At 38.3% G+C, this 21,255-nt stretch carries 22 protein-coding genes; 8 read left to right on the top strand and 14 right to left on the bottom strand.

Annotation, left to right across the window (positions count from 1 at the left end):
• Positions 1–51: 51 nt before the first annotated feature.
• From GVK91_RS10005 to GVK91_RS10015, 3 genes are all read right to left on the bottom strand, one after another.
• The gene (locus tag GVK91_RS10005) at positions 52–1,119 is read right to left on the bottom strand and encodes a nucleotidyltransferase domain-containing protein (RefSeq protein WP_159728429.1); all 1,068 of its coding nucleotides are present in this window, start codon (positions 1,117–1,119) and stop codon (positions 52–54) included.
• Positions 1,116–1,862 carry a nucleotidyltransferase domain-containing protein gene (locus GVK91_RS10010; RefSeq protein ID WP_159728431.1) on the bottom strand — a complete coding sequence of 249 codons (747 nt, stop codon included), beginning with the start codon at positions 1,860–1,862 and terminating at the stop codon, positions 1,116–1,118. Before GVK91_RS10010 ends, GVK91_RS10005 begins: the two co-directional genes overlap by 4 nt.
• Before the next feature lie 217 nt (positions 1,863–2,079).
• Entirely contained in the window at positions 2,080–3,720 is a 1,641-nt protein-coding gene (locus GVK91_RS10015; protein WP_159728433.1) for a hypothetical protein, read from the bottom strand.
• A gap of 124 nt (positions 3,721–3,844) precedes the next feature.
• Here GVK91_RS10015 and GVK91_RS10020 point away from each other — a divergent pair, with 124 nt between their 5' ends.
• Entirely contained in the window at positions 3,845–4,315 is a 471-nt protein-coding gene (locus GVK91_RS10020) for a DinB family protein (protein ID WP_159728435.1), read from the top strand.
• Between the two features lie 90 nt (positions 4,316–4,405).
• On the opposite strand, the gene GVK91_RS10025 is transcribed toward GVK91_RS10020, so the two are convergent.
• The 6 genes from GVK91_RS10025 to GVK91_RS10050 form a co-directional block, all read right to left on the bottom strand.
• Positions 4,406–5,113 (bottom strand): MBL fold metallo-hydrolase, encoded by a 708-nt coding sequence (locus GVK91_RS10025; protein WP_159728437.1) that lies wholly within the window; start codon positions 5,111–5,113, stop codon positions 4,406–4,408.
• Positions 5,114–5,167: 54 nt separating this feature from the next.
• Positions 5,168–5,755, bottom strand: a complete 588-nt coding sequence (locus GVK91_RS10030) for a Crp/Fnr family transcriptional regulator (RefSeq protein ID WP_159728439.1) — start codon at positions 5,753–5,755, stop codon at positions 5,168–5,170.
• Between the two features lie 274 nt (positions 5,756–6,029).
• A complete protein-coding gene (locus GVK91_RS10035; RefSeq protein WP_159728441.1) occupies positions 6,030–7,619 on the bottom strand; it encodes an MFS transporter in 1,590 nt (529 codons plus the stop codon).
• Between the two features lie 2 nt (positions 7,620–7,621).
• Positions 7,622–8,668, bottom strand: coding sequence for an HlyD family secretion protein (locus GVK91_RS10040; RefSeq protein ID WP_159728443.1), 1,047 nt, complete (start codon positions 8,666–8,668; stop codon positions 7,622–7,624).
• Positions 8,669–8,678: 10 nt separating this feature from the next.
• Positions 8,679–10,013, bottom strand: coding sequence for a TolC family protein (locus GVK91_RS10045; RefSeq protein ID WP_159728445.1), 1,335 nt, complete (start codon positions 10,011–10,013; stop codon positions 8,679–8,681).
• On the bottom strand, positions 10,000–10,251 hold the full coding sequence (locus GVK91_RS10050) for a hypothetical protein (protein WP_159728447.1): 252 nt from the start codon (positions 10,249–10,251) through the stop codon (positions 10,000–10,002). The genes GVK91_RS10045 and GVK91_RS10050 overlap by 14 nt, the downstream gene beginning before the upstream one ends.
• A 92-nt stretch (positions 10,252–10,343) precedes the next feature.
• Here GVK91_RS10050 and GVK91_RS10055 point away from each other — a divergent pair, with 92 nt between their 5' ends.
• Together GVK91_RS10055 and GVK91_RS10060 are read left to right on the top strand one after the other, a co-directional pair.
• The gene (locus GVK91_RS10055; RefSeq protein WP_075992143.1) at positions 10,344–11,123 is read left to right on the top strand and encodes a response regulator transcription factor; all 780 of its coding nucleotides are present in this window, start codon (positions 10,344–10,346) and stop codon (positions 11,121–11,123) included.
• A 69-nt stretch (positions 11,124–11,192) separates the two neighbouring features.
• Positions 11,193–11,768 carry a hypothetical protein gene (locus GVK91_RS10060; RefSeq protein ID WP_159728449.1) on the top strand — a complete coding sequence of 192 codons (576 nt, stop codon included), beginning with the start codon at positions 11,193–11,195 and terminating at the stop codon, positions 11,766–11,768.
• A gap of 437 nt (positions 11,769–12,205) precedes the next feature.
• Here the strand turns inward: GVK91_RS10060 and GVK91_RS10065 are convergent, their stop codons facing one another.
• Positions 12,206–13,357, bottom strand: coding sequence for an iron-containing alcohol dehydrogenase (locus GVK91_RS10065; RefSeq protein WP_159728451.1), 1,152 nt, complete (start codon positions 13,355–13,357; stop codon positions 12,206–12,208).
• Positions 13,358–13,489: 132 nt separating this feature from the next.
• Positions 13,490–14,365, bottom strand: a complete 876-nt coding sequence (locus GVK91_RS10070; RefSeq protein WP_159728453.1) for an AraC family transcriptional regulator — start codon at positions 14,363–14,365, stop codon at positions 13,490–13,492.
• A gap of 487 nt (positions 14,366–14,852) precedes the next feature.
• On the opposite strand from GVK91_RS10070, the gene GVK91_RS10075 reads away from it, so the two are divergent.
• The 5 genes from GVK91_RS10075 to GVK91_RS10095 all read left to right on the top strand — a co-directional run bounded on the left by GVK91_RS10075 (position 14,853) and on the right by GVK91_RS10095 (position 19,229).
• Complete coding sequence (locus tag GVK91_RS10075) at positions 14,853–15,731, top strand: AraC family transcriptional regulator (protein WP_120334551.1); 879 nt, start codon at positions 14,853–14,855, stop codon at positions 15,729–15,731.
• A gap of 88 nt (positions 15,732–15,819) precedes the next feature.
• The gene (locus GVK91_RS10080; protein ID WP_159728455.1) at positions 15,820–16,875 is read left to right on the top strand and encodes an alpha/beta hydrolase; all 1,056 of its coding nucleotides are present in this window, start codon (positions 15,820–15,822) and stop codon (positions 16,873–16,875) included.
• A gap of 46 nt (positions 16,876–16,921) precedes the next feature.
• Entirely contained in the window at positions 16,922–17,500 is a 579-nt protein-coding gene (locus tag GVK91_RS10085) for a sugar O-acetyltransferase (RefSeq protein ID WP_159728457.1), read from the top strand.
• A 116-nt stretch (positions 17,501–17,616) separates the two neighbouring features.
• Complete coding sequence (locus GVK91_RS10090; RefSeq protein WP_159728459.1) at positions 17,617–18,018, top strand: cupin domain-containing protein; 402 nt, start codon at positions 17,617–17,619, stop codon at positions 18,016–18,018.
• A gap of 227 nt (positions 18,019–18,245) precedes the next feature.
• Positions 18,246–19,229, top strand: coding sequence for a type I glyceraldehyde-3-phosphate dehydrogenase (locus GVK91_RS10095; RefSeq protein WP_159728461.1), 984 nt, complete (start codon positions 18,246–18,248; stop codon positions 19,227–19,229).
• Positions 19,230–19,307: 78 nt separating this feature from the next.
• On the opposite strand, the gene GVK91_RS27745 is transcribed toward GVK91_RS10095, so the two are convergent.
• The 3 genes from GVK91_RS27745 to GVK91_RS10110 all read right to left on the bottom strand — a co-directional run bounded on the left by GVK91_RS27745 (position 19,308) and on the right by GVK91_RS10110 (position 21,204).
• Entirely contained in the window at positions 19,308–19,415 is a 108-nt protein-coding gene (locus tag GVK91_RS27745; protein WP_159729091.1) for an IS3 family transposase, read from the bottom strand.
• Complete coding sequence (locus tag GVK91_RS10105; RefSeq protein ID WP_153845504.1) at positions 19,402–20,163, bottom strand: DUF6882 domain-containing protein; 762 nt, start codon at positions 20,161–20,163, stop codon at positions 19,402–19,404. Before GVK91_RS10105 ends, GVK91_RS27745 begins: the two co-directional genes overlap by 14 nt.
• 123 nt (positions 20,164–20,286) lie before the next feature.
• Complete coding sequence (locus GVK91_RS10110) at positions 20,287–21,204, bottom strand: endonuclease/exonuclease/phosphatase family protein (RefSeq protein WP_153845503.1); 918 nt, start codon at positions 21,202–21,204, stop codon at positions 20,287–20,289.
• Positions 21,205–21,255: the final 51 nt, after the last annotated feature.

Genomic DNA, 21,255 nt, shown 5'->3' on the forward strand with positions numbered 1-21,255 from the left:
TAAAGTTCGTAAGATCATTTGGAATAACAGATTAGATCCTTGCATTAGGAATTAAAGCTTGATCTGATAAAGGTACTTACGCATGTCAACCAATTGCTGCCTTAGCTTATCCTGATCTGGCGCTACCGAAAGTAAACTGTGCAAGCAGAGTTCCTGCACTTCCTGAAAGAGCTTTTGCGACCAGACAAAAAGTTCATCATAGCTATAAGCACCATTTTTGATGCGCAGGAGCTCTTCCCTATTGAAACGTTGTACCTGTAGTTCACTTTTATACAAAATCTCTTTTGCCTGTTGCAATAGACGTATGGTATGCATCATATTTTTGGCATCATAGCCCTGCCCGTGATTCATTGTCCCTCGAAAGCGCGCTTCATTGCGTTCTGAAACCCAACTAAAATATTCATTATAGGACTTACAATACAAAGAGTAAGCTTCGTGATTAACAAAGAGGTACGCACAAAGTGTTTCTTCCTTACGAATAGAACTGCAGGAAACCTCAGTGCTCTCTGGTGTAGCAACGATGCCTTTGTAACCCAAAGTCTGCGTCTCATCATAATACAGGGCATACATCCCCTTTGCATGTTCGATCTTCGCTAAACCACAGTTTTCCTGTTTCCACAACTGCTTGCTTAACCAGGCTCTTAACGATAAACTACCATTACCAGCTATGATAAAGCAGAAATCCAGTAAACTTTTACGTTCTCGATCCATCGGATTGTTGATTTTCTTGTTCAATCCTTTTGCCTTCCGCACCTGTACCATGGCGTATTGCGCAAAGGTCATTGCGGCCTCTCGGGTGATAAAATCCTGCATTTTAAATTGATCAAACAGAGGATCTTTGTATAGTATGCAATCGGTAGGACTAGCCAAAAGCTCCAATAAAGTAGGATTACTCTTTGAAAGAAGCTCCACAAAGCGCCCAAGCTCATAGTAAACTTCATCATTGCTTGCATTTGCAACCTGCGCAATATATTGACCGCCCAAGTAATATTCCAGGGGCAGATAAAACACCCCCCTGATATCGGTATCGGAAGATGCTGTCGCCAATCCATATGCCCGGCTACCGACAACGGCCTCAAACAGGATCAGCCCGCTATCTCGAAGTTCGTCTATAGTCATCTTAATACGGTTTTAAAGTAATTCTCCAGTCCTTCCTTATCCGATACGGATACGGGAACCTGTTTTACTTGATGCTCTAAATCTATTAACCTTGTTTCAATATAATTCCTTATGGACGCTGAACAGTTGTATATAAACCCCTCATCTTCTTGACTCTTCAACAGCTGCAATTCCAACACTTCGATTTTTACAACATCAGGCAATAATACGGATAGTTCTGCTAATGTCATAGGCGCATAACTGCAATAGGTGATATTCCAGTCTGCTGCAAGTAAAGATCTTAGGATATAAAATAAGCTCTTGAGCTTCATCGTTTCTCGTTGGAGATCTTCAATTTTGCTACGGACAATCCCTAAATAATGATGGGCGTGCCTACGTGCGTCAAAATAATTTTCGACCATTGTCCTAAAACTTGTTTTGAATCCGTTAAACTCGTAATAGACGACTGGCGACTGTATCCATTCAAATGGACTCACATTACTCTTATACAATAATGTGAGTACTTTAAAGAGGTCCCAACCTACCATATCGAGGTCATCGATTATTGGAAATCGCATTTCGGTCGCCAGCGGAAACAAGCGGGAGTAGTCCTCCGCTTTTCGCACATAAAAAAAACGTACGTCGTAATCACTGTCGATTGATGGGAAACCCCAACCCCGACTTCCTGATTCACAGGCGAAAAGTATACGTATCCCTTCACTCGCTTCTATTTCCATTAGCTTTTTAATGATATGTGCTTTCATTTCTTCGTGTTTTTTAATTTTTCATTAACACAAAGATCGATTGCGATACTGAAGCCTTTTTGCGCATTAAAAAAAGAGCATAAAAACAACAGGAGATCACTCTATATCAGTCAGATAGTTTTCTTAAAAAAAATCGAGCCTTACATAGGAATATAAAAGTACGCAGATAGATTGCGTAGCACTTCCAGTTCTTCTGACCAAAACTCATATCAGTTTATCATTCCACTTCAATAATTTCTTGATGAATTATAGCCCCATAGTAATCTCTCTTGAGATATCTATATATTCCCTTTGGAAGCTCTATCTGTACCGAATCCTTTTGGGAAAGTGACAAGTAAACTGGGATCGCTGTTTTATCCAATTGATATTCCTTTTCATGATAGATGTAAATGGCAGATTTGCCTGATTTGGTCGAATCAGTACTTAATAGAAGATATCTTCGATTTAAATCATTGGATCCAATCACTATTTTATCGCTATTCAGATTATTTGATAAATACAAGTCATTACCATTCAACACCTTGTTATCCATAACGTATATTGAATCGTTAATTTCTTGCATAGCTAAAAATTTAACTTGATTAATCGTATAGGGATCAATTTTAGTCAGTTTCTTAAAATACTGAGCCATACTTTTATTTTCTCCAGTATCCCCCTCTTCAATATGTCCTCCTCCGGCTAATACAATAACTTTAACTTGATTTTTTGTAGCGATTTCACTTTTTTGAATAAGATTCTTAGCTTGTTGGAGATCTCTTTGACTTGCATTGCCAAAATCTTCATAGCCAATCACTTTTAAGCCATAAATTCTTGCCGTTCTAATGAGATTCGCCATATTAGGGTCCCTAGTGTAAAATCCACTCTCAACATTTGGGAATCCCAATCTATTAATCCGGTCTTCATCTTCGGATAGACTTTCTAAAGCCAGGACATTAAAACCTTCTTTGGAAAGTTTTGGTAGCAAAAGATTGATTAACAAACGGCAGCGTGGTTGTAAATGATTCTCGTTAAACATAAGCACTCGATGTGCCTTAATTTTTTCGACTATCTCGTCGATTGTAACAGCCGTTTTTTCGACTGCTTGTTGTTCTTGTTTAGTCGCGCTATCATATTGAACACTTTCACCAAGAAACGAACTATATGATTTAAATAATTCGTTCGCAAATTGGCTGTTTTCGTTTTGCAGAACAAGCTTTTCTAAGGTATCTCTTGGATATACATAGTTAACATATCCCCTATCTTTAAAAGCTGATTCAGCTATACTAAAATAATCGGGTTCTTCATCTGGTTTTTGCTCGACAAATTTTGCTCCGTAAGCCAAAGAATTGTATGAAGTTTTTATGCTGTTTAAAACATCCTTAGCACTTTCTTGCATATCGGTGATTTCCGTCCTAACCTCGCTAATCAAAAGAAATGAATCTTTTTTATATGGGATCGCTACACTACTTATTATATTATCTCTATTTTTCTGAATACTTCGATAATAAATACAATGATACATAGAAGTATCTGCAGTGAACTTTGAGACATCTAAAAAAGTTTCCAAACTACCCACAAAATACATCGGGTTTCTTGTCACATCATATGTACCCCACAAAACAATATTCTTTGATGGAAACTTTATTTTTCTCTTTCGAAAAACAGATCTGACATCTTTTAAATCTATATACTTAGATCCGAGGTTTGCGTTCCCATAGAAATCAATCTTTAGTCCTAATGAATCATTTGTCAATTGATTCATTCCCCCTTGAGTAAACTTATTTAATTTCGCAATTGGTCTATTTACAGGTGTACAACTAGAAAGAAAAAATATAAATACCAAAATCTTATAGTGTATATTTAGCTTGAGATGGATCATAATTACAAGATTTTGGTTTAGAATATTTATTAACTGGACTTTGAATATTTACTTGTTAATATATGTATATTGGACGAAATTCACAATGAGTTTATTAAATTAATTTAAAATATTAACCAATACTATGACGAATGAATTATTTGAATTCGAAATTTTAAAAGCCAGCAGAACCAGATTATTACAATTAATAGAAACAGTTGATAATAACATATTATTTAAGATTCCAGAAAGCTTTAACAATAATATCGTTTGGCAAATTGGTCACTGTATCACTTCCCAACAGCGACATATGTATATGCGTAGTGGACTTCCAATGCATATATCACAGGATTTTATGGAAACGTTCAAAATTGGAACTGCACCGCATACTTGGAAAAATACGCCAGACCTTGATGAAATAAAACATCTATTGCTTTATACAGTAAACCAACTTAGTAAAGATTTAGCATCGGGTATATTTGTTGAATACCAACCATTCAGCTTACCAATTGGCTTCTCGATTAATGATCACATCCAAGCACTTCAAGCGGCTAACTTTCACGAAGCCGAGCACAGCGGAATAATATTAACTTACTTAAAACTTCTTAGGCAATAAGATGTTCCCAGTTTTCATAAAAGTCCTGAATTTGAAAAATTCACTAGAGCATCGCAAGAAATAAGGAACTTCTTATTTTGTTTTTTACTTTCATACAGGGGCCGTGGTTCGCGAATTGAACAACGATACGCATTCCGCTACAAATTGCTCAAACTTTCGGTCCGTATTTCGCATCACCGGGCCATGACCGAAACATATGATGGAGGGATTCAGTCCTGCCAACTTCTGAAGCGATCTAATATTGTGCTGTTGATCCGACGTGAATATTTTTGGAGGGAGCCCTAGGCCAGTCACTGTTGTGAGCAGATTCATATTTGTAGCGGCATCCCCGATTATCAATACACCATCTCGCTCACGAAATAAAGAAATATGACCGCTTGAATGGCCTGGAGTTTCTATGACCCGAAAGTTTCCGATGCTATCATTTTCAACGAGTGTACCGTCGACTTTGTGGCCCTGTCCTGCCCAATATTTTTGTTGAAGTTTTGCAATCCAATGTTTGGGATTTGGATAATCATTGGTTACCATACCTGTTTCTGTCCTAGCCACTTCATTTCCATGGCAAAGTAAAGGTATTCCAAACTCATCACAGAGCTGATCACTACAGCCCTGATGGTCTGCATGCGCATGCGTAAGTACATGTTGGTGGACAGGTATTTTCTGAAGGGCATCCTTCAGCACATTGTATGAACTTCGTATCCCACAATCAACCAATACACCCTCTACGATATAGCAGTTGATACTGTTTCGTGGCATCAATGGAACATGGAACACTTCTTGGGCAATTTGATGTAACATAGCTTTTTTGTGCAAATCTATATCACTGAACAGAAATATATAAGGACATTTGTCCTATAATACTTTGGGGCTGTGTATTTGTCCCTTCGCCCGTGTAAGAGATCTCTGTGTAATGCCCAAATAGGATGCCAGGTCCTGTGTCGCTATGCGCTGAACGAGCTTGGGTTCATTCGAAAGAACATGGCGATATTTATCCAGAGCTGACTTATTATTGTAATTCAGGAGATATTGTTCCTTTTGGCTATATTCCCGTTCCATCACAGCTTGTATAACCTTGTGCCAAGAAGTCACTTGACCAAGCAGGTATTGATAATCAGTATAGCTTATCCTATGGATTATACTATTTTCCACCGCCCTGATGCTCCTTCTGGATTTTTCCTGAGCGACAAACTCAGGGAATGAGGTTACAAATTCATTTTCAAATTTAAAGCAGGTTATATTTTCTTTACCCTCCTTGTCAATAGCATATGCTTTTACCGCACCACGGGATATGAATCCAATATGACGACAGGGTTCGTCCATATGAATAAAAAAATCACCCTTCTTCAAACCAAGTGATTTGAAGAACTGAACAGAAAAATTTATTTCGTCAGCAGACAACATCCCTATCGAGAATAGATATTTTTCAAGCACATCCGTCATATCATCTTATTTTGTCCTCTATTGCCGATCTTAAAAAATTTGGGGCCTATACAAAATCTAGCATACAAAATTAATAATAATTGCATTAACAAGTTTAACTGCTAAAAAAGCGTCATTACGACAAATTATTTATAAAATTTGGGATCAGAAAATTTCCTTCAAACGAAATCGGTTGCGTAATCTTGTAGCCCATAGGCTCATGCGCCAAGTGTTCGATCCCGGCCTTGGAATTGCATAATACTTTGCTTTGATAATTTCTGAAATAACAAAATCTTTAATAGGGAACATTTCCTTTTCTTAATCTCAAAACAACATGTTGAATTTGAGGCAAGAGCAGCAGAATAATGAGGACAAAAATCAAACCTGTCAACATCAGATCATAATAGTCCCTGATAGCGCGAGCCAATATTTGCTGACCGATCATTTGATTAAAATAGCCGGAAGATACTGTTTTTGCCGTATACATATCACTGCCTGCATTTATGTACTGGTTTTGAATATCCAGTAAGGTAACAGGCAATTGAGGGCTGGTTTCGGTGAGCGATTCCCGCACCTTTTCCCTTACGGATGATTTTGCAAATAATTGAAGCTCGTTATTAAGTGCCAGACTAGCTGTAAAGCCTATGAACCTTGAAAATATACCAATCAGAGAGGCATTGACGGCGATTTTGGAAGGCGCTGACGATGCCGCAAATGAAACAATCGGGACAAACAATACACCTGTTGCCACACCATAAATAAACATGGGCAGAAGGAAGTCTGCTGTTTCGCCCTGTACAGAAACAAATAGTATCATATAGGCATAATATACTGCCATCAACCCAAAACCAACAATAATCATCCGGATCAGGTTATAGCCCATCAAGACAAATCGGGAAATGATAAACATACTCAAAACAGTTCCAACAATTACGGCAATCCATATCGGAATGGTACTCAGTGGATGGTTTCCTAAAATCGCTTCAAGATAACCATAGGCAAGCCCAGTACTTCCTTTAAAGATATAAAAGGTAAAAAGAAGCAAAAGCCCAATAACGAAATTCTTTGTTCTAAAGATCTGTAAATTGATTAATGGTCGCTTAAGTTTCAATTCTCTGCTAATAAAAAGAGAAAGAATAATTAAATTAACTAAACAAAGTGTGCTGATTAATGAACTATCAAACCATCCCAATTGTCGTCCGTACACAAGGATGTATCCAACTATCAAGATAAAAGACACATAAAATAAATAGCCTATCCAGTCCACCTGATACAGTGGTATTTTTCTAGTAAACCGGGCCTTACTGTTCATGGTAAGTAAAACAACACCTGTCAGCATAATGACTACAATAATAAATCCGTAGAATATCCAGTTGAAATCAAAGAAATGAATGACGACACTGATATAGATGGAGTAAAATGGTACAGCTATTTGTATACTGCCATAAAGGAGACTATAAGCAATCACACGGGCACGTACAGACTGTAACCGTGGAAAAATAAGCTGTAACACAATTCCCGACATCAATGCACAGGTAATACCCTGCAAAAACTGACAGAAAACAAATAATGCCCAATCTCTGAAATAAAAACAGACCACAGCACATAGTGCATTTACCGCAAGTGCCAGCAGTAGATATTCCCTTGGTGCAAAATATTTTACGATTCTAAAATCCAGAGCCAGAAAGGCTACGGTAGAACCATAAATAACGACCATACCATATTGTACATCGGTAGCTTGTATTCCGTAAAAGCCCATCGCAGCAACCGGACTTCCGTAAAAGGCAAAACTAAACAGACTGCTCATGAGAATAGCAAATATGACGGACCTTGCCATCCATTCTGATACCCAGGATTTAAAAATTGGTATTTTATGTGCTTGCATCGTTAGTTTTTTAAAACGTAAACATTCGCATTCATTCCGGCAGAAAGCTTAGTTAATTTTTCGGACATATCGGTCAGTTTAATCCGAACAGGAATACGTTGGATGATTTTAACAAAATTACCGGTAGCATTATCTGGCGGAAGCAACGAATAACGGGAGCCTGTGGTTGGCGAAAGGGATTCGATTGTACCGGTGAATTTTTCATTTGGAAAAGCATCGACTTCAACAGATACCGCTTGACCGATTTTGAATTTCCCAATCTGTGTTTCCTTAAAATTTGCCATTACCCACTTTTCCTCGGCTCTGTTCACCAAGAATGCCAAAGTCTGTCCGGGCTGTATCAGTTGTCCTGCCTGAATGGTCTTCTTCCCAATTTGTCCATCAAAAGGTGCTGTGATAACGGTATATCTAATGTCCAATTCTTGTCTTTCGAGAAGTGCTTCTTTTATCTTTATCTCTGCCTCTATGGCATTGCGCTGTACCCTGAAATCGTTTAGTTTAGATTCGGCGACCTGTAAAGAAGCTTTTGTCTGGTCATAATCTGATTGGGTGATGGATAAAGTAGCACTGATGTTGTCGAATTTTTGTTGTGTGGTCGATTCGTCCGCCAGTAGATTTTTATACCGGTCAAATTCTTTTTGCTGCTGATTCAATCGCGCTTTAGCACCTCCCAATTGGGCTTTGATGACTGCAATACTTTTAACCTGCGTTCCTTCGCTTGCCGCCAAGATCGGTAATTTTGCCTGTGAGCTCATGAGTTCTGCGGACGCAGCATCTCTTTTCAGCCCGTACTCATCCAATTCAATCACCACAAGTGTATCGCCCTTTTTAATCTGCTGATTGTCCTTATAATATATTTTACGGATATAGCCCCCTACTTTTGCGTTTATCGGGGAAAGATAGGCATCAATCTGAGCGTCGTTGGTCTGTTCATAGCGATATCCCTCGAAAAAATAAGCTGCTACCCAAATAATGATTCCTACGAATAATGTGATACCAAACCATTTGGTTAAGCTTACAACAATTTTATCTGTTTTATTTTTGTTCATGATATTTGTATTAAAGAATTCCGATAATTGCCAATAGCCTGATATGCGCAAGTTTGACGTTTGTTTGTGCCGTTGTCAGATTAAACTTAGCTTCCAGTAAAGCATTTTCGGCTTCTAGAAGATCGGTAAGAAGTGATTCCTGGTTTATGTAGCTACTTCTGATAACACGAACAGTTTCGGCGGTTTTAATGATATTTTGCTCCGCTGTTTCCATACTCTCCAAAGCCTGTTGCCGCTGCAAATAAGCTTCTTTTACCTGAAGATAGATTTCATCTTTTTTAATGTTCGCTTTTTCTCTTGCCTCATTACTGACCACTTGGGCATGAGCGATGGAATGCTTGCTTTTGTATAGATTATCGATAGAAAACTGGACTTTAACCCCTGTCTGACCAAATCCCCATAAATCATTGGAATACGGATAGAATGAAATCTGCGGATAGGTGTAATTGTAAGTCGAATACAAGGAGACTTTAGGTAACAGCATCGCTTTTACCTGCTTGATGTTCATTTCGCTCAATTTGACAGCGCTATAGGCTATCTTGTATTCCGGCGATTTGTTAAAAGCGATGTCTACATAATCCTCATAGTCACCTTCAGTGATAGCGCTTAACTCGATTGTATCTTGGTATTTTATTGCCAGCTCAGCATCATTTTCACGCCCCATCAGAATATTGAGCCGTTGTTTAGCGATTTCAATCTTCTTCGTAACATCAGAAAGGCTGAGCTCCAGTTGCGCTAATTTTACGGAGGTTCTCAGTACATCGCTCTTTAGCACAGTGCCGTTTTTATGCAGGCTTTCTACGAGTGCCAGTTGTTTTTTTTCTGCATCAATTTCTGCATCAAGAAAATCATGGAAATGCAGAAACTTGTATAGATAAAAGTAAGCAGCTGCAACATTGTATTTTACACTGTGCTTTTGCAGATCAACTTCATATTGTATGCGTACCGCTTCTTCCTTTTTCATGGCAATGTTTCTTTTGTCTTTACCACCATTGTAAAGATTGACGTTCAGGTTGTAACCCACGCCGTAACCATAACCTTTTACAGGCACATCCTGTGGAGAAGAAAATAATCCATTGTCATAGATCAGGAATTTGGAATTGAGTTTTGCATCTCCACCAACCGAAAGCTCCGGCAACAAACGGTCTTTCGCTTCCAATATTTCTAAATTGCTCTCCTGGAGATGTAGGTCGGATAGTTTCAGTTGACGGTTATTTGTTTCGGCTACTTTCCAAATTTCTTCCAAACTTAATACCCGCGCATTTTCAATATGCTGGGCATAGAGTGATTGTACAAATAGGGCTAACAATATGCCCAAAATCCGGACTGTTCTATATTGTTTCATCGGTTTTCTTTATATATTTCTTTCCTTTTACTAGCCATGGTTTTACGATCTCTTTCAATTCATCGAAGGCAAAAGTTAAATCTACCATTGGCATAAAAGCATAGTTATACCCATAAGCAAACCAGAAGATATTTGCACTGTCGATTTCTTCATCTGAATGATGTGATTTATTATCAGACTTTTGAGCTTGTGTTTCAAGTTTAAAATCTTTGTGAGATGTTATGATTTTATGTTTCATAATGACTTTACTATTATTTACACTGCAAAATTATCTAGCATGGTGAAGTATGATTTCATATAATTAGCCTAATATTTATTAAATTTGGCCACATGGAAATTCTTAGTCAAATAATACATATTGTTGATCAAAACCCTGATTCAATCCTCGTGATGCGACAGCAAACGGAGCAGCGTTTGCCTGCTCACCAGCACAATAAAGCTCAGTTGTTATTAGTTTATGGCGGGATTGCTTACTTGCAGACTGACGAAAAGGACTTCTATATTCCCTCAAATCATTATATTTGGATACCAAAAAATTATCGGCACAACCTGATGTTCAATACGCAGGACCTGTTTATTATCAATATCTATTTTCCGGAAGAAAGTGCTGGTAATTTTTATGAGGAATTGGGTATTTATCCAGTGAGTAAGCTCCTGGCAGAAATGCTCTCATTTAGTGAGAAGTGGCAAGGTGATTATTACAAAGGTTCGTGGGAGTATGAATTTTTAAATACGCTGAAAGGCGTATTATCAAAAGAAAATCTCAAAAAATTCTCCATACAACTTCCTACAACAGACGATCAAAGGCTCAATACCATAATCGACAGTTTTAGAAATCGGTTAAATGAAAATCTAAGTTTAGCGATGATTGCTCAGCAATCTGGAATGAGTGTTCGCAGTCTCACCAGATTATTCCAGCATAAATTGCACATTACATTTGTTCAGTACTTAAAAATGCTACGAATTATTAAGGCAATGGAATTAATCAACGATACAGATTTCAATATGACTGAGATTGCCTACGAGATTGGCTATTCAAATATCGCGGCTTTTAGCAATAACTTTTATCTGCTCACCAATATGAGACCTACGGAATTTAAAACGAAATAGCCTCTTTCCATTATGCAAAGCAACAATTGGTTCAACAAGTTTAAAAACATCCAGCGAAAAAGATTTTTTTTGCTAATTACACTATTAACTATTTTTCACCATATAAGCTCTGCGCAAAGAGATCCGCAGCTTAGGGAAGCGCTTTCAACCATGACAAAAGCGTCTATTTCCGGAGATATCGAAGGTATTCTAAGTCAAACATCGCCACGTATAATTGAAAGCATGGGCGGCATTGAGCAAGCAACAAAGGTGACCAAAGAACTTTATTCTTCTCTTATAAAATACGGGGTTAAAATTGATTCCATGATTAACTATGTCGATATGGATATCTCGAAGATTGATGGAATAGCGTATTGCTTTATTCCCCAAGTACTGGTCATGTCCATGCCCGAAAAAGACAAAATGGCGATCACTTCAGCTAACTTATTAGCGCTAAAAGAAGACGAAACCAAAAAATGGACTTTTTTTAATTTCAATAAAATGAATCAGGAAATGATCAATATGTTTCTTCCTGAATTTAATGGCAAGATTTCCCTTCCTCCAGATCTAGAAAAAAAGACATTAGTTGTGCGGAAAGAAGAAGTAGCTAAAACTGTCAATCAGCTAATGAAACTTATAGATGAATCTGTCAAAAAGCATCATTAGTTTTTAAGTTATTTGATCTATCTGCTATACTTTTTATTTAATACCGTTTTCCGCGCGCCCTTACTCTTGGTGCAATAATCTCATTATCTGCCAAAATACTAAATTAAGTTTACCCCATTTTCCGCTATAACACAATAGCACGGTAAAAAGGTTCAAAATACAATAACTTATTAGTATAGCTCTATAGAATTTACCGCTGCATGCTATAAAGAATGAAGCTAATCTTCATGAATTGAATTAACGTTGCAAACGACAGAAATTTACCGATCAGCTTCAATCCATAGCATCTTTATCGATAAAGCATCTTTTATTTTAAACGAATGAAACTTAGTTTGGTTTATAAGACATTAGTTGCGGTTGCAGCTGGAACAGTGCTTTTTATTCAGAAGAAAGCGATTGCGCACCTTCGCTACAACCGCTTTCTGTGGCCTGTTCGATTAATTCTCGTAAATCACACCTTCGTAGCAAGCGTTATAAAGATCTTTTAAGTCCTGTAGGCTAGGCTTACGCGGGTTAAAGCCAGTACATGGATCTTGTAAAGCATTTTGAGCCATATAATCCAGATTTTTTTCCCAGTCTTCCTTGGAAATACCAAATGCCTTGAGGGAGCCAATATTGTTGACCGCAGTTCTTAGTTTTTCAATTTCCTGTGCCAATCCTTCGGCCGAATCTCTACCGACAAGTTTAGCCAAATCAGGATATCTTGTTGTAGCTGTCTGATTAAAACGGATCACATTAGGCAAGAATATCGCATTGGAAGCTCCGTGAGGGACGCCGTAGAGTGCACCTACCTGATGCGAGAGAGAGTGGACAATACCCAACCAGGCATTGTTGAAAGCCAGTCCGCCCATAAAAGATGCATCGTGCATATTTTGGCGTGCTTTAATGTTTGTCGGGTTATTGACCGCCTCTTCCAGATTTTCGAAAACAATTTCCAGTCCCCCTTTAGCCAAGGCATCGGCATAGTTATTTTCGATGTTGGACACATAGGCTTCCACACAGTGTGTAAGAGCATCTAGACCAGTATTGGAGGTAATATGTGCAGGCATCGTGGCACAAATTTCACCATCGACAATAGCGATATCCGGCGTCAATTCATACGACACGATTGGATACTTCACCCCTTTTTCCCGATCGGTGATCACAGCCAATCCTGTGGTTTCCGTACCTGTACCGCTTGTTGATGGAATGGCAATGAATTTAGCCTTTTGACGCAATGTTGGCACGTTAAAAGGTTGGGTCATCGCTTCAAAATTTGCATCGGGATATTCATAAAACACCCACATCATCTTTGCCGCATCAATTGCAGAGCAACCTCCTAGACCAATGATCCAATCAGGCTGAAAATCAGTTATCACTGCAGCACCTCGAAGGCTTGTCGCCGATGATGGATCTTCTTCGACACCGTCAAAAACAGCAGTTTCCAATCCTGCTTCGGTCAAATAACTTATGGCACGGTCCAAAGTTCCGCTTTTTTTCATGGATTGACCACCAGTTACGATGATGGCTTTTTTTCCAGTTAGATTTTTCAATTCCGACAATGTACCAGCCCCGTGGAATACTTCGCTGGCAACAAATAACTTGCTCATATATTTTACATTAAATTTCTGATGCAAAGTTACTGTGTCCGGGAAGGCAAATGTTATACTTTACTTACGATATGATATACATTTGATCCAACACAACCACAGGATAAAACCATATCAAATCACATAATAGACTTAAGTCTTATACATTTGCGCCAATTGCTGCTGCAGATTGGTTGGCGTTTCATCCAGTTTGGCGCGCACAAACTTGTTCAGTGCCGCAGGTGAATTGAATCCGAGTTCAAAGGCAATCTCCTTATGTGAGTAGTTGGATAACAGCAGCAGTTGTTTGATTTCATTCATAATCCGCGCATGAATGGTTTCTATAGAGGTCAGTCCTGCAATCTTGCGGGTAATTTCATTTAACTTTTTTGGAGACAGCTGTAATTTTTCTGCATACCAGCCCACGGTACGCTCCGTTTTATAATGCCTTTCCAACAATTCCAGAAATTTACCATAGATCTTTGCGTTTTCATTACTGAGCTGGCTGTTTCCCCATTTGGTATGGACAAATTCCACCAATTTGAGTAAGATGATTTTGATGTAGAAACGCGCTTGCTCCTTCTTGATCGATGTTAAATCCTGATATGATTTTTCGACCTGCTCCAGCAGCATCTCTATTTCTGAGGTTTCTGCCTCGGGCAATTCAATATGGTTGAGTTTTACGGAGATATTGTAGTTGTAAATACTCAATTCATTTTTCAGGATATCCGAACAGAATAGTACTTCGTCAAACAGGATCAATTTGCCTTCAAAGTCGTCGCTTAGCAACTCTTTGGAGGAGAGCTGACCGGGAAAGATGACACATATATGAGGTGCATTGACGGTATAACGGCGGTCTTCCACCTGCAGATTGAGCCGACCTTTTTTAACAAACAAAAGGCAAAAATGGTCTTTTGTATGAGGTTCTCTATAAGCTGCGAGAGCTTCCCTGTCCAAATCAAAAATATGAAAAGGGGTGATCGCCCTTTCAGCTTTATATTGTATATCTTTTAGATGATAAACTATCATAGAGGCCATGATAAGCATTTATTCTGAATTCGTCAAATTTACTTTTTCGTCAAGCTAGCGTGAATAGAAAGCCTATTTTTCTCCTTTACATCAGAACATTCGAAGCTCTTCAATGAACGTTATCCAGTGAGAATTGTTCCTTAATTTTTAAAAAAAGGACTAATCTTTCGACTAGCCCCTTAACTAAATTATAAACGAATCCTTTATGGACCGGAGTATACTTTCTAAAAGCCCAGTCCCTAAACCTAAGCTTAAAAATGGCCAGGCATTAAACCTGACCATAAAATTAAATCAACCGAAACTAAACTTCCTAAATTGAATCGATCGTCAATAAATAGACAAATGCTTGAAGTGATTGGTTTGATAAAAATAAAAAAAGGTCGAGTTTAGCACTGTGATAATACAGCCGTTGAGATAATACAGCCGTTTATTTAGGTTGTTTTTGCACTAAATACAACGTTATATTTGAATTTCTTAACTTTGTTCTATGGAAACAAAAATAGTCCGAAGTGTCTCTGAATTCAATAGTGAACTGAGATTGCAGGGTTTTAAAGCATTTCAGATTGAGGATGACAGTAATGCTACACGTGTTTATAGTCGTAAAGATTTCTTTAAAATATGCCTTACAACTGGTAAAAGTAAGATTCATTACGCAGATAAAAGCTTTGAACAAGAAGGCACGATACTATTTTTTGGGAACCCGCATATCCCCTATTCCTGGGAAACCATTTCTACGACCTATGCTGGTTATACATGCTTGTTTTCGGAAGACTTTTTAAAACAGGCCGACCGCGCGGAAAGCTTGCAGCAATCGCCGTTCTTTAAAATCGGAGGTACGCCGGTCTTAAAAATCACTGAGGATCAACGCTTGTTCCTTAACACACTTTTCGAGAAGATGATCGAAGAGCAAAAAAGTGATTATACGTTTAAAGATGAACTCATACGCAATTATATCAACCTAATCATTCACGAAGCCCTTAAACTTCAACCGTCAGAAGTGTATACCCCTACCAAGAATGGTACAGCACGTATCGCATCGGTGTTTTTGGAACTATTAGAACGTCAATTTCCAATCGAAACACCTACAAGTCCGCTCAAAATGAGAACAGCGCAAGATTATGCGCAAAACCTCAACATCCATGTCAACTATCTGAATCGTGCTGTAAAAGAAATTACGGGCAAATCTACAACGACGCTGATTTCAGAAAGAATCTTGACAGAAGCAAAAGCCCTACTGCAACATACAGACTGGAATATTTCAGAGGTAGCCAGCGCACTGGGATTTGAATATCCTACTTATTTCAATAACTTCTTTAAAAAACTGACAGGAACAAACCCGAAATCGCTCCGGGAATCTGAGATTTGAAATTCTTAAGTTTTGGTTTGATAATCGTTAACACCTCCCCTTTATACTGATCTACCTTTGTATCTGTAATAATTAATGTAATACAGATATGAAAATAGCAGTAACATTATTGGTCTTGTCTTTCCTGTTTTCTGATAGGACTTCCGCGCAGCATGTACAATCAAACCAAAATTTAAAACCGATGAATAGTTCGTCAGATCATTATACTTTTCAATTAAGCGATAAGGTAACCCGCAAAAAAGTAAGTTTTAAAAACCGTTATGGCATCACACTTTCTGGCGATTTATACATCCCTAAAAACACAGACAACAAAGTGTTATCTGCACTTGCCATCAGTGGCCCTTTTGGTGCAGTGAAAGAGCAATCTTCTGGATTGTATGCCAACCAAATGGCGGAAAGAGGATTTATTGCCTTGGCGTTCGACCCTTCCTACACTGGTGAAAGCAGCGGTTCACCTCGTAACGTAGCATCGCCAGATATCAACACCGAAGATTTCAGCGCAGCTGTAGACTTTCTAGGGTTGCAGAAAAATATTGACAGGAGCAAAATCGGAATCATTGGCATCTGTGGATTTGCTGGCTTTGCATTAAATGCAACGGCAGTAGACAAACGTATAAAAGCAGTAGCAACGACCAGTATGTACGATATGACGCGCGTCATGTCAAAAGGCTATAACGATGTGATAACTGCTGCGCAACGTACACAAACATTGGAACAATTAGGCCTGCAGCGCTGGAAAGATGCCGAAAGTAGATCTTACGCATCTTCAACAAACAATTTACCGGAAAAATTGACTGGCAGTGAGCCTCAGTTTGTCAGGGAATATTTTGATTATTATAAAACAGCTCGTGGATTTCATCCTCGTTCTATCAATTCAAATGCTTCATGGACGGGAACTTCCCCCCTGTCGTTTATGAATATGCCGATTCTCTCTTATATCAAGGAAATTGCACCTCGCCCCATGCTAATCATTGCAGGTGAAAATGCTCATTCAAGATATTTCAGTGAAGACGCTTATAAAGCTGCTACCGAACCAAAGGAGCTAATGATTATCCCCAATGCAGTTCATGTTGACTTATATGATCAATTCGACAAAATTCCATTCGATAAACTGACAGCATTCTTTATTGCTAATTTAAAATAACGTACTTATTCCATTAAATTACATATAAAATTTAACTAGCTATTCCATGAAAACATCAGATAATACTTATCAGGAAGATATTTTTGAACGATTGAAAAAGAATAAAAATATTTCTTCCGATGATCCCCAGGGATACCGTTTACAGCAAGCTTCTTTTGCTACAAAAGCATTATTGGTGCCTATGAACAATTCAGCTGATCCCAAAGAGATAAGAAATCTATTAAGTCAGATTACCGGTTCAGCTATAGATGAAAGTACAACTGTATTTACACCATTATATATCAACTATGGCAAGAATACAACGATAGGAAAAAATGTCTTCATCAACTTCGACTGTATTTTTTTGGATTTAGGTGGTATAATTATAGAAGATGATGTATTAATAGCTCCCAAAGTGAGTTTATTAACAGAAGGCCATCCAATTGAGGCTGAAAACAGACAATCGTTAAATGTGGCTCCGATCCATATCAAAAAGAATGCTTGGATTGGGGCAAATGCAACAATCCTGCCCGGCGTTACGATTGGAGAAAATGCGGTGGTAGCAGCTGGTTCCGTAGTCAGCAAGGACGTACCGGATAATACAGTTGTTGGTGGAATTCCGGCAAAAATTATTAAAAACATATAATAAAGAATTCGGATCATCTTTATAAAGACCAAATTGCAAACTATATGAACGGGTTATTCGTTATCCCAATTATGGCGATAAGTTTATTCGCCTGCAACACTAAAACAGATCATACAATGAACACAGCAGAAATATTTCCCAAAGGGGAACCATTGCCTAAGGAATGGTTTACTGGAGATGCATTTTTAACCCCTTTGGTAGCAAAGGATAAAAACAATGATTTCTCGGCAGGTAGCGTAACTTTTGCACCTGGTGCGAGAACAAACTGGCATACACATCCTAAAGGTCAGGTTTTACTGGTAATCGAAGGAAATGGACTCTATCAGGAAAAAGGAAAACCGGCACAAGCAATCAAAAAAGGTGATGTTGTCAATATTCCTGAGAATATAGAACACTGGCACGGCGCAACTGCTACTACGAAAATGGTACATGTTGCCATCACTAATTTTAAAGAAAATGTTCAGGTTACTTGGCTAAATCCCGTAACAGAAGAAGAATTCAGTTTGGCCAATAAATAATAAAGCCTGTACTTGTTTTGAACAGCGCTTTATTGTCAGAACTCCGCCATAGCTCGATATCGGTAGGCTCATGGTTACCTACAGTCGACTTCTAATCCTTGAAAACTAATTGGGTGACTTTAGCTTAGCGAAATTCTTGATCCATGTCAATCTTTTTTTCCGAAAAATAAAAGAACTTTAGTTTATATATAAAAAGAAATAATATAAACAGATTTAAAAGGAATAGGATGAAAAAGATAGCAATTAATGGATTTGGTCGCATCGGACGTGCTGCCTTAAAAATAATATCAGAAACTGCCGATCTTGAGGTCGTTGGAATTAATGATCTAATGAGTATTGAAAACGCCGCATATCTGCTTAAATACGATAGTAACTATGGGAAATATGAAAAAGATGTGCGTATCGAGGGAGATACAATTGTGGTCGATGGAAAGGTGGTTAAATATACAAGTATCAGGGAGATTGAAAAGTTACCTTGGAAAGATATCCAAGCGGATATCGTTATAGAGAGTACGGGTATTTTCACGAACAAAGCGGACGCTGAAAAACATTTAACCTCCGGAGCAAAATTTGTCGTCATCTCGGGTCCTACCAAAGATACGCCGACAGTGGTCCATGGGGTAAATACCGAAGATGGAAGGGTTTCTGTCTTTTCGTGCGCAAGCTGTACGACAAACAATATAAGTCCAGTAATCGAAATATTGGGCAGGAGACTGGGAATAAAAAAAGCAATACTAAATACCACACACGGTTATACAGCTTCGCAGGCATTGGTCGATGCTCCATCAAAAAAAGAGCCGCGTATGGGAAGGGCTGCAGGTATTAACCTTGCCCCCGCGGCCACGGGTGCTGCAATAGCGACGACAAAAGCACTTCCACAATACGCCGGAAAGTTTGACGGTATAGCTGTGAGAGTTCCTGTTCCAGTAGGATCCATCTCCGATATTACGTTTATTGCAGAAAGGTCCACCACAATCGAAGAGATCAACCAAATCTTGATCGAAGAATCAAAAACTGATAGCTATAAAAAGGTGCTAACGGTAACCGACGAGCCCTTGGTATCTACCGATATTATCAAAAGTCCATTTGCAGCAACAGTAGATCTAGAAATGACTCGAGTTGTCGATGGCGACTTGGTGAAAGTGATGGCTTGGTATGACAATGAATGGGGATTTACCAACCAAATGGTCAGACAAATTCAATCGATTTAGCGCGATAGCAAACGAAAAGCTGAATATACAAGGGGCTATCTAAATTTGGACTGCCCCCAAAAGATTGGACAAATTTAGTTAATTAGATTTGTAATAATGAGCTCGATATTCTGTCGAGCTCATTCCATTTAAATTTAGTTTTATCCGTTGATTATTGTAATTGGAGATATAATTACTCGGCCTTATTAAAGTCTTTCAGCTCAAAGTAACAATCTTCACAAACAAGTTTGATCTTCGCAAATTCTTCTGAGTCTTCGTTCCAACCATTATATTTCATTCTGACCCTTTCACATTCATCGCACCAGGCCGCAAAATCATCTTCTTCATCAAGTTCCATCCCTTTATAGGTATCGAAACTTTCTTCAAAACCTTTAGGATTTTTCAGATCAAGATGCTGGCATATAAATGCTGGTCTCGACAAGCCATGGATTTTGCATGTTACTTTTGCCTGGTTGAAATGGACAACTTCCCGAGAATTTTCATCCAGAACAGCAGTGATCAGGAAATAACTTTGGAGCTTTTCTGTGCTTACCCTATAAAGCCCCATGCCGTTCAACATATCCAAAGAAATCGCCGCAAACTCCCAACAATCGAATTCATCTGCCGGGAAAGTTCCTTCTGTCAATTTGGTATAATTGTTTTTGATTCCAAATTCTTTAACAGCAAGTATACTCCCCTTGTTGGGTTCGACACTATGCTCATTGAACCAGCTCCACATCCATGTTTCTGATGTAAACGAAAAAGTACCTATCGGAATATATTTTAGATAAATCTGATCTTCATCGTTATTGTATAACCTCAGAAGCGCAAGTTCAGCGTCATAATACCATTGCTGATAGTTGCCTAGCTCAAACTGCGTTCTAAATCTTTCCTGAATCTGTATAAGTTCCTGACATTTTTTGCCAGCAAACTGTTCGTAATCTGTTTTTTTCAACCTTTTACATTTTAAATTTATAGCAGTTAAGAAAATATTTCTATCACATTATTTAGGAATCGATATAAAAATGATGAAAATAAATAAGCGCAGCAATACTTGTACGATGTATTTAAGATCGTTTTACCTTATTTTAAATGTTGTCACTACAAAACCGTGATCAGAAGGGTATAAAATTTCTTTACCGTTCAGTTTGATTGGCTCATTAAAGAATACCTTATAAGACTCAGATTTTAACGCTTTTAACTTCCGGCTTTTGTAAAATATATAATCTATCCGATGGTCATCATTTTCCCCTTTCGTATGCCATGTAATACCTGGATGTGTGATGGGATTGGGGTTCAAGGTTCTATAAGTATCCACCAGTCCGATATCGGCCAATACTTTTGTTGAATACCAGGGAACCACCAGATTATTATGTATTTTCTTTGTATCCTTGCCCCAATCCAAATGAGACGGCGTATTGAGGTCTCCACCAAGAATCATTGGAATTGAATCCGCTTGTGCAGCATATTTTTTTAGATAGGGCAATACCTTTTGTATCATTTCATATTTAGCTCCCGATCTTTCCCAAATAAGAAGTTCGGCAGCTGTTTTACCCAACTTTTCGGGCTCGTTTTCCCATGGCAAATAATGAAACCAATTCGAGAATAATCTGATTTTCTGCTTGTGGATGATAACTTCTCTTCCACCTAGATAAAATGGAAATTCAGTGTCAATCCGTTCACCAAAAGGGTACCTAGATATGATGGACAAATTAACACTCTTATCATTTAAGGCTGTTCCTTCGGGAGCAATTAAATGAAAATTGTATCCTAAGGAATCGGCTATTTCTTTACCCGAACCGTAAGTTTCCACCATCAATATGACGTCCGGATTTATTTCTCTTATAATCTGTACCGCATGGGCTTTGCCATCCTCACTATCATTTGCTCCGTGCAATATATTCCATGCCATCACCTTAAAGACTTCAGGTTGCTTTTGGGCTTCGCTGTTAAAGCAAAGAAATGTTAATGTTAAAAAGAAAATAGTAAACTTCATGTCGTGTCTTTATTAATTTATAGATTTCAAATTTAGAAGATTCGTCAATGT

Source organism: Sphingobacterium sp. 18053 (assembly GCF_902706145.1).
Taxonomy (GTDB): Bacteria; Bacteroidota; Bacteroidia; order Sphingobacteriales; family Sphingobacteriaceae; genus Sphingobacterium; species Sphingobacterium paramultivorum.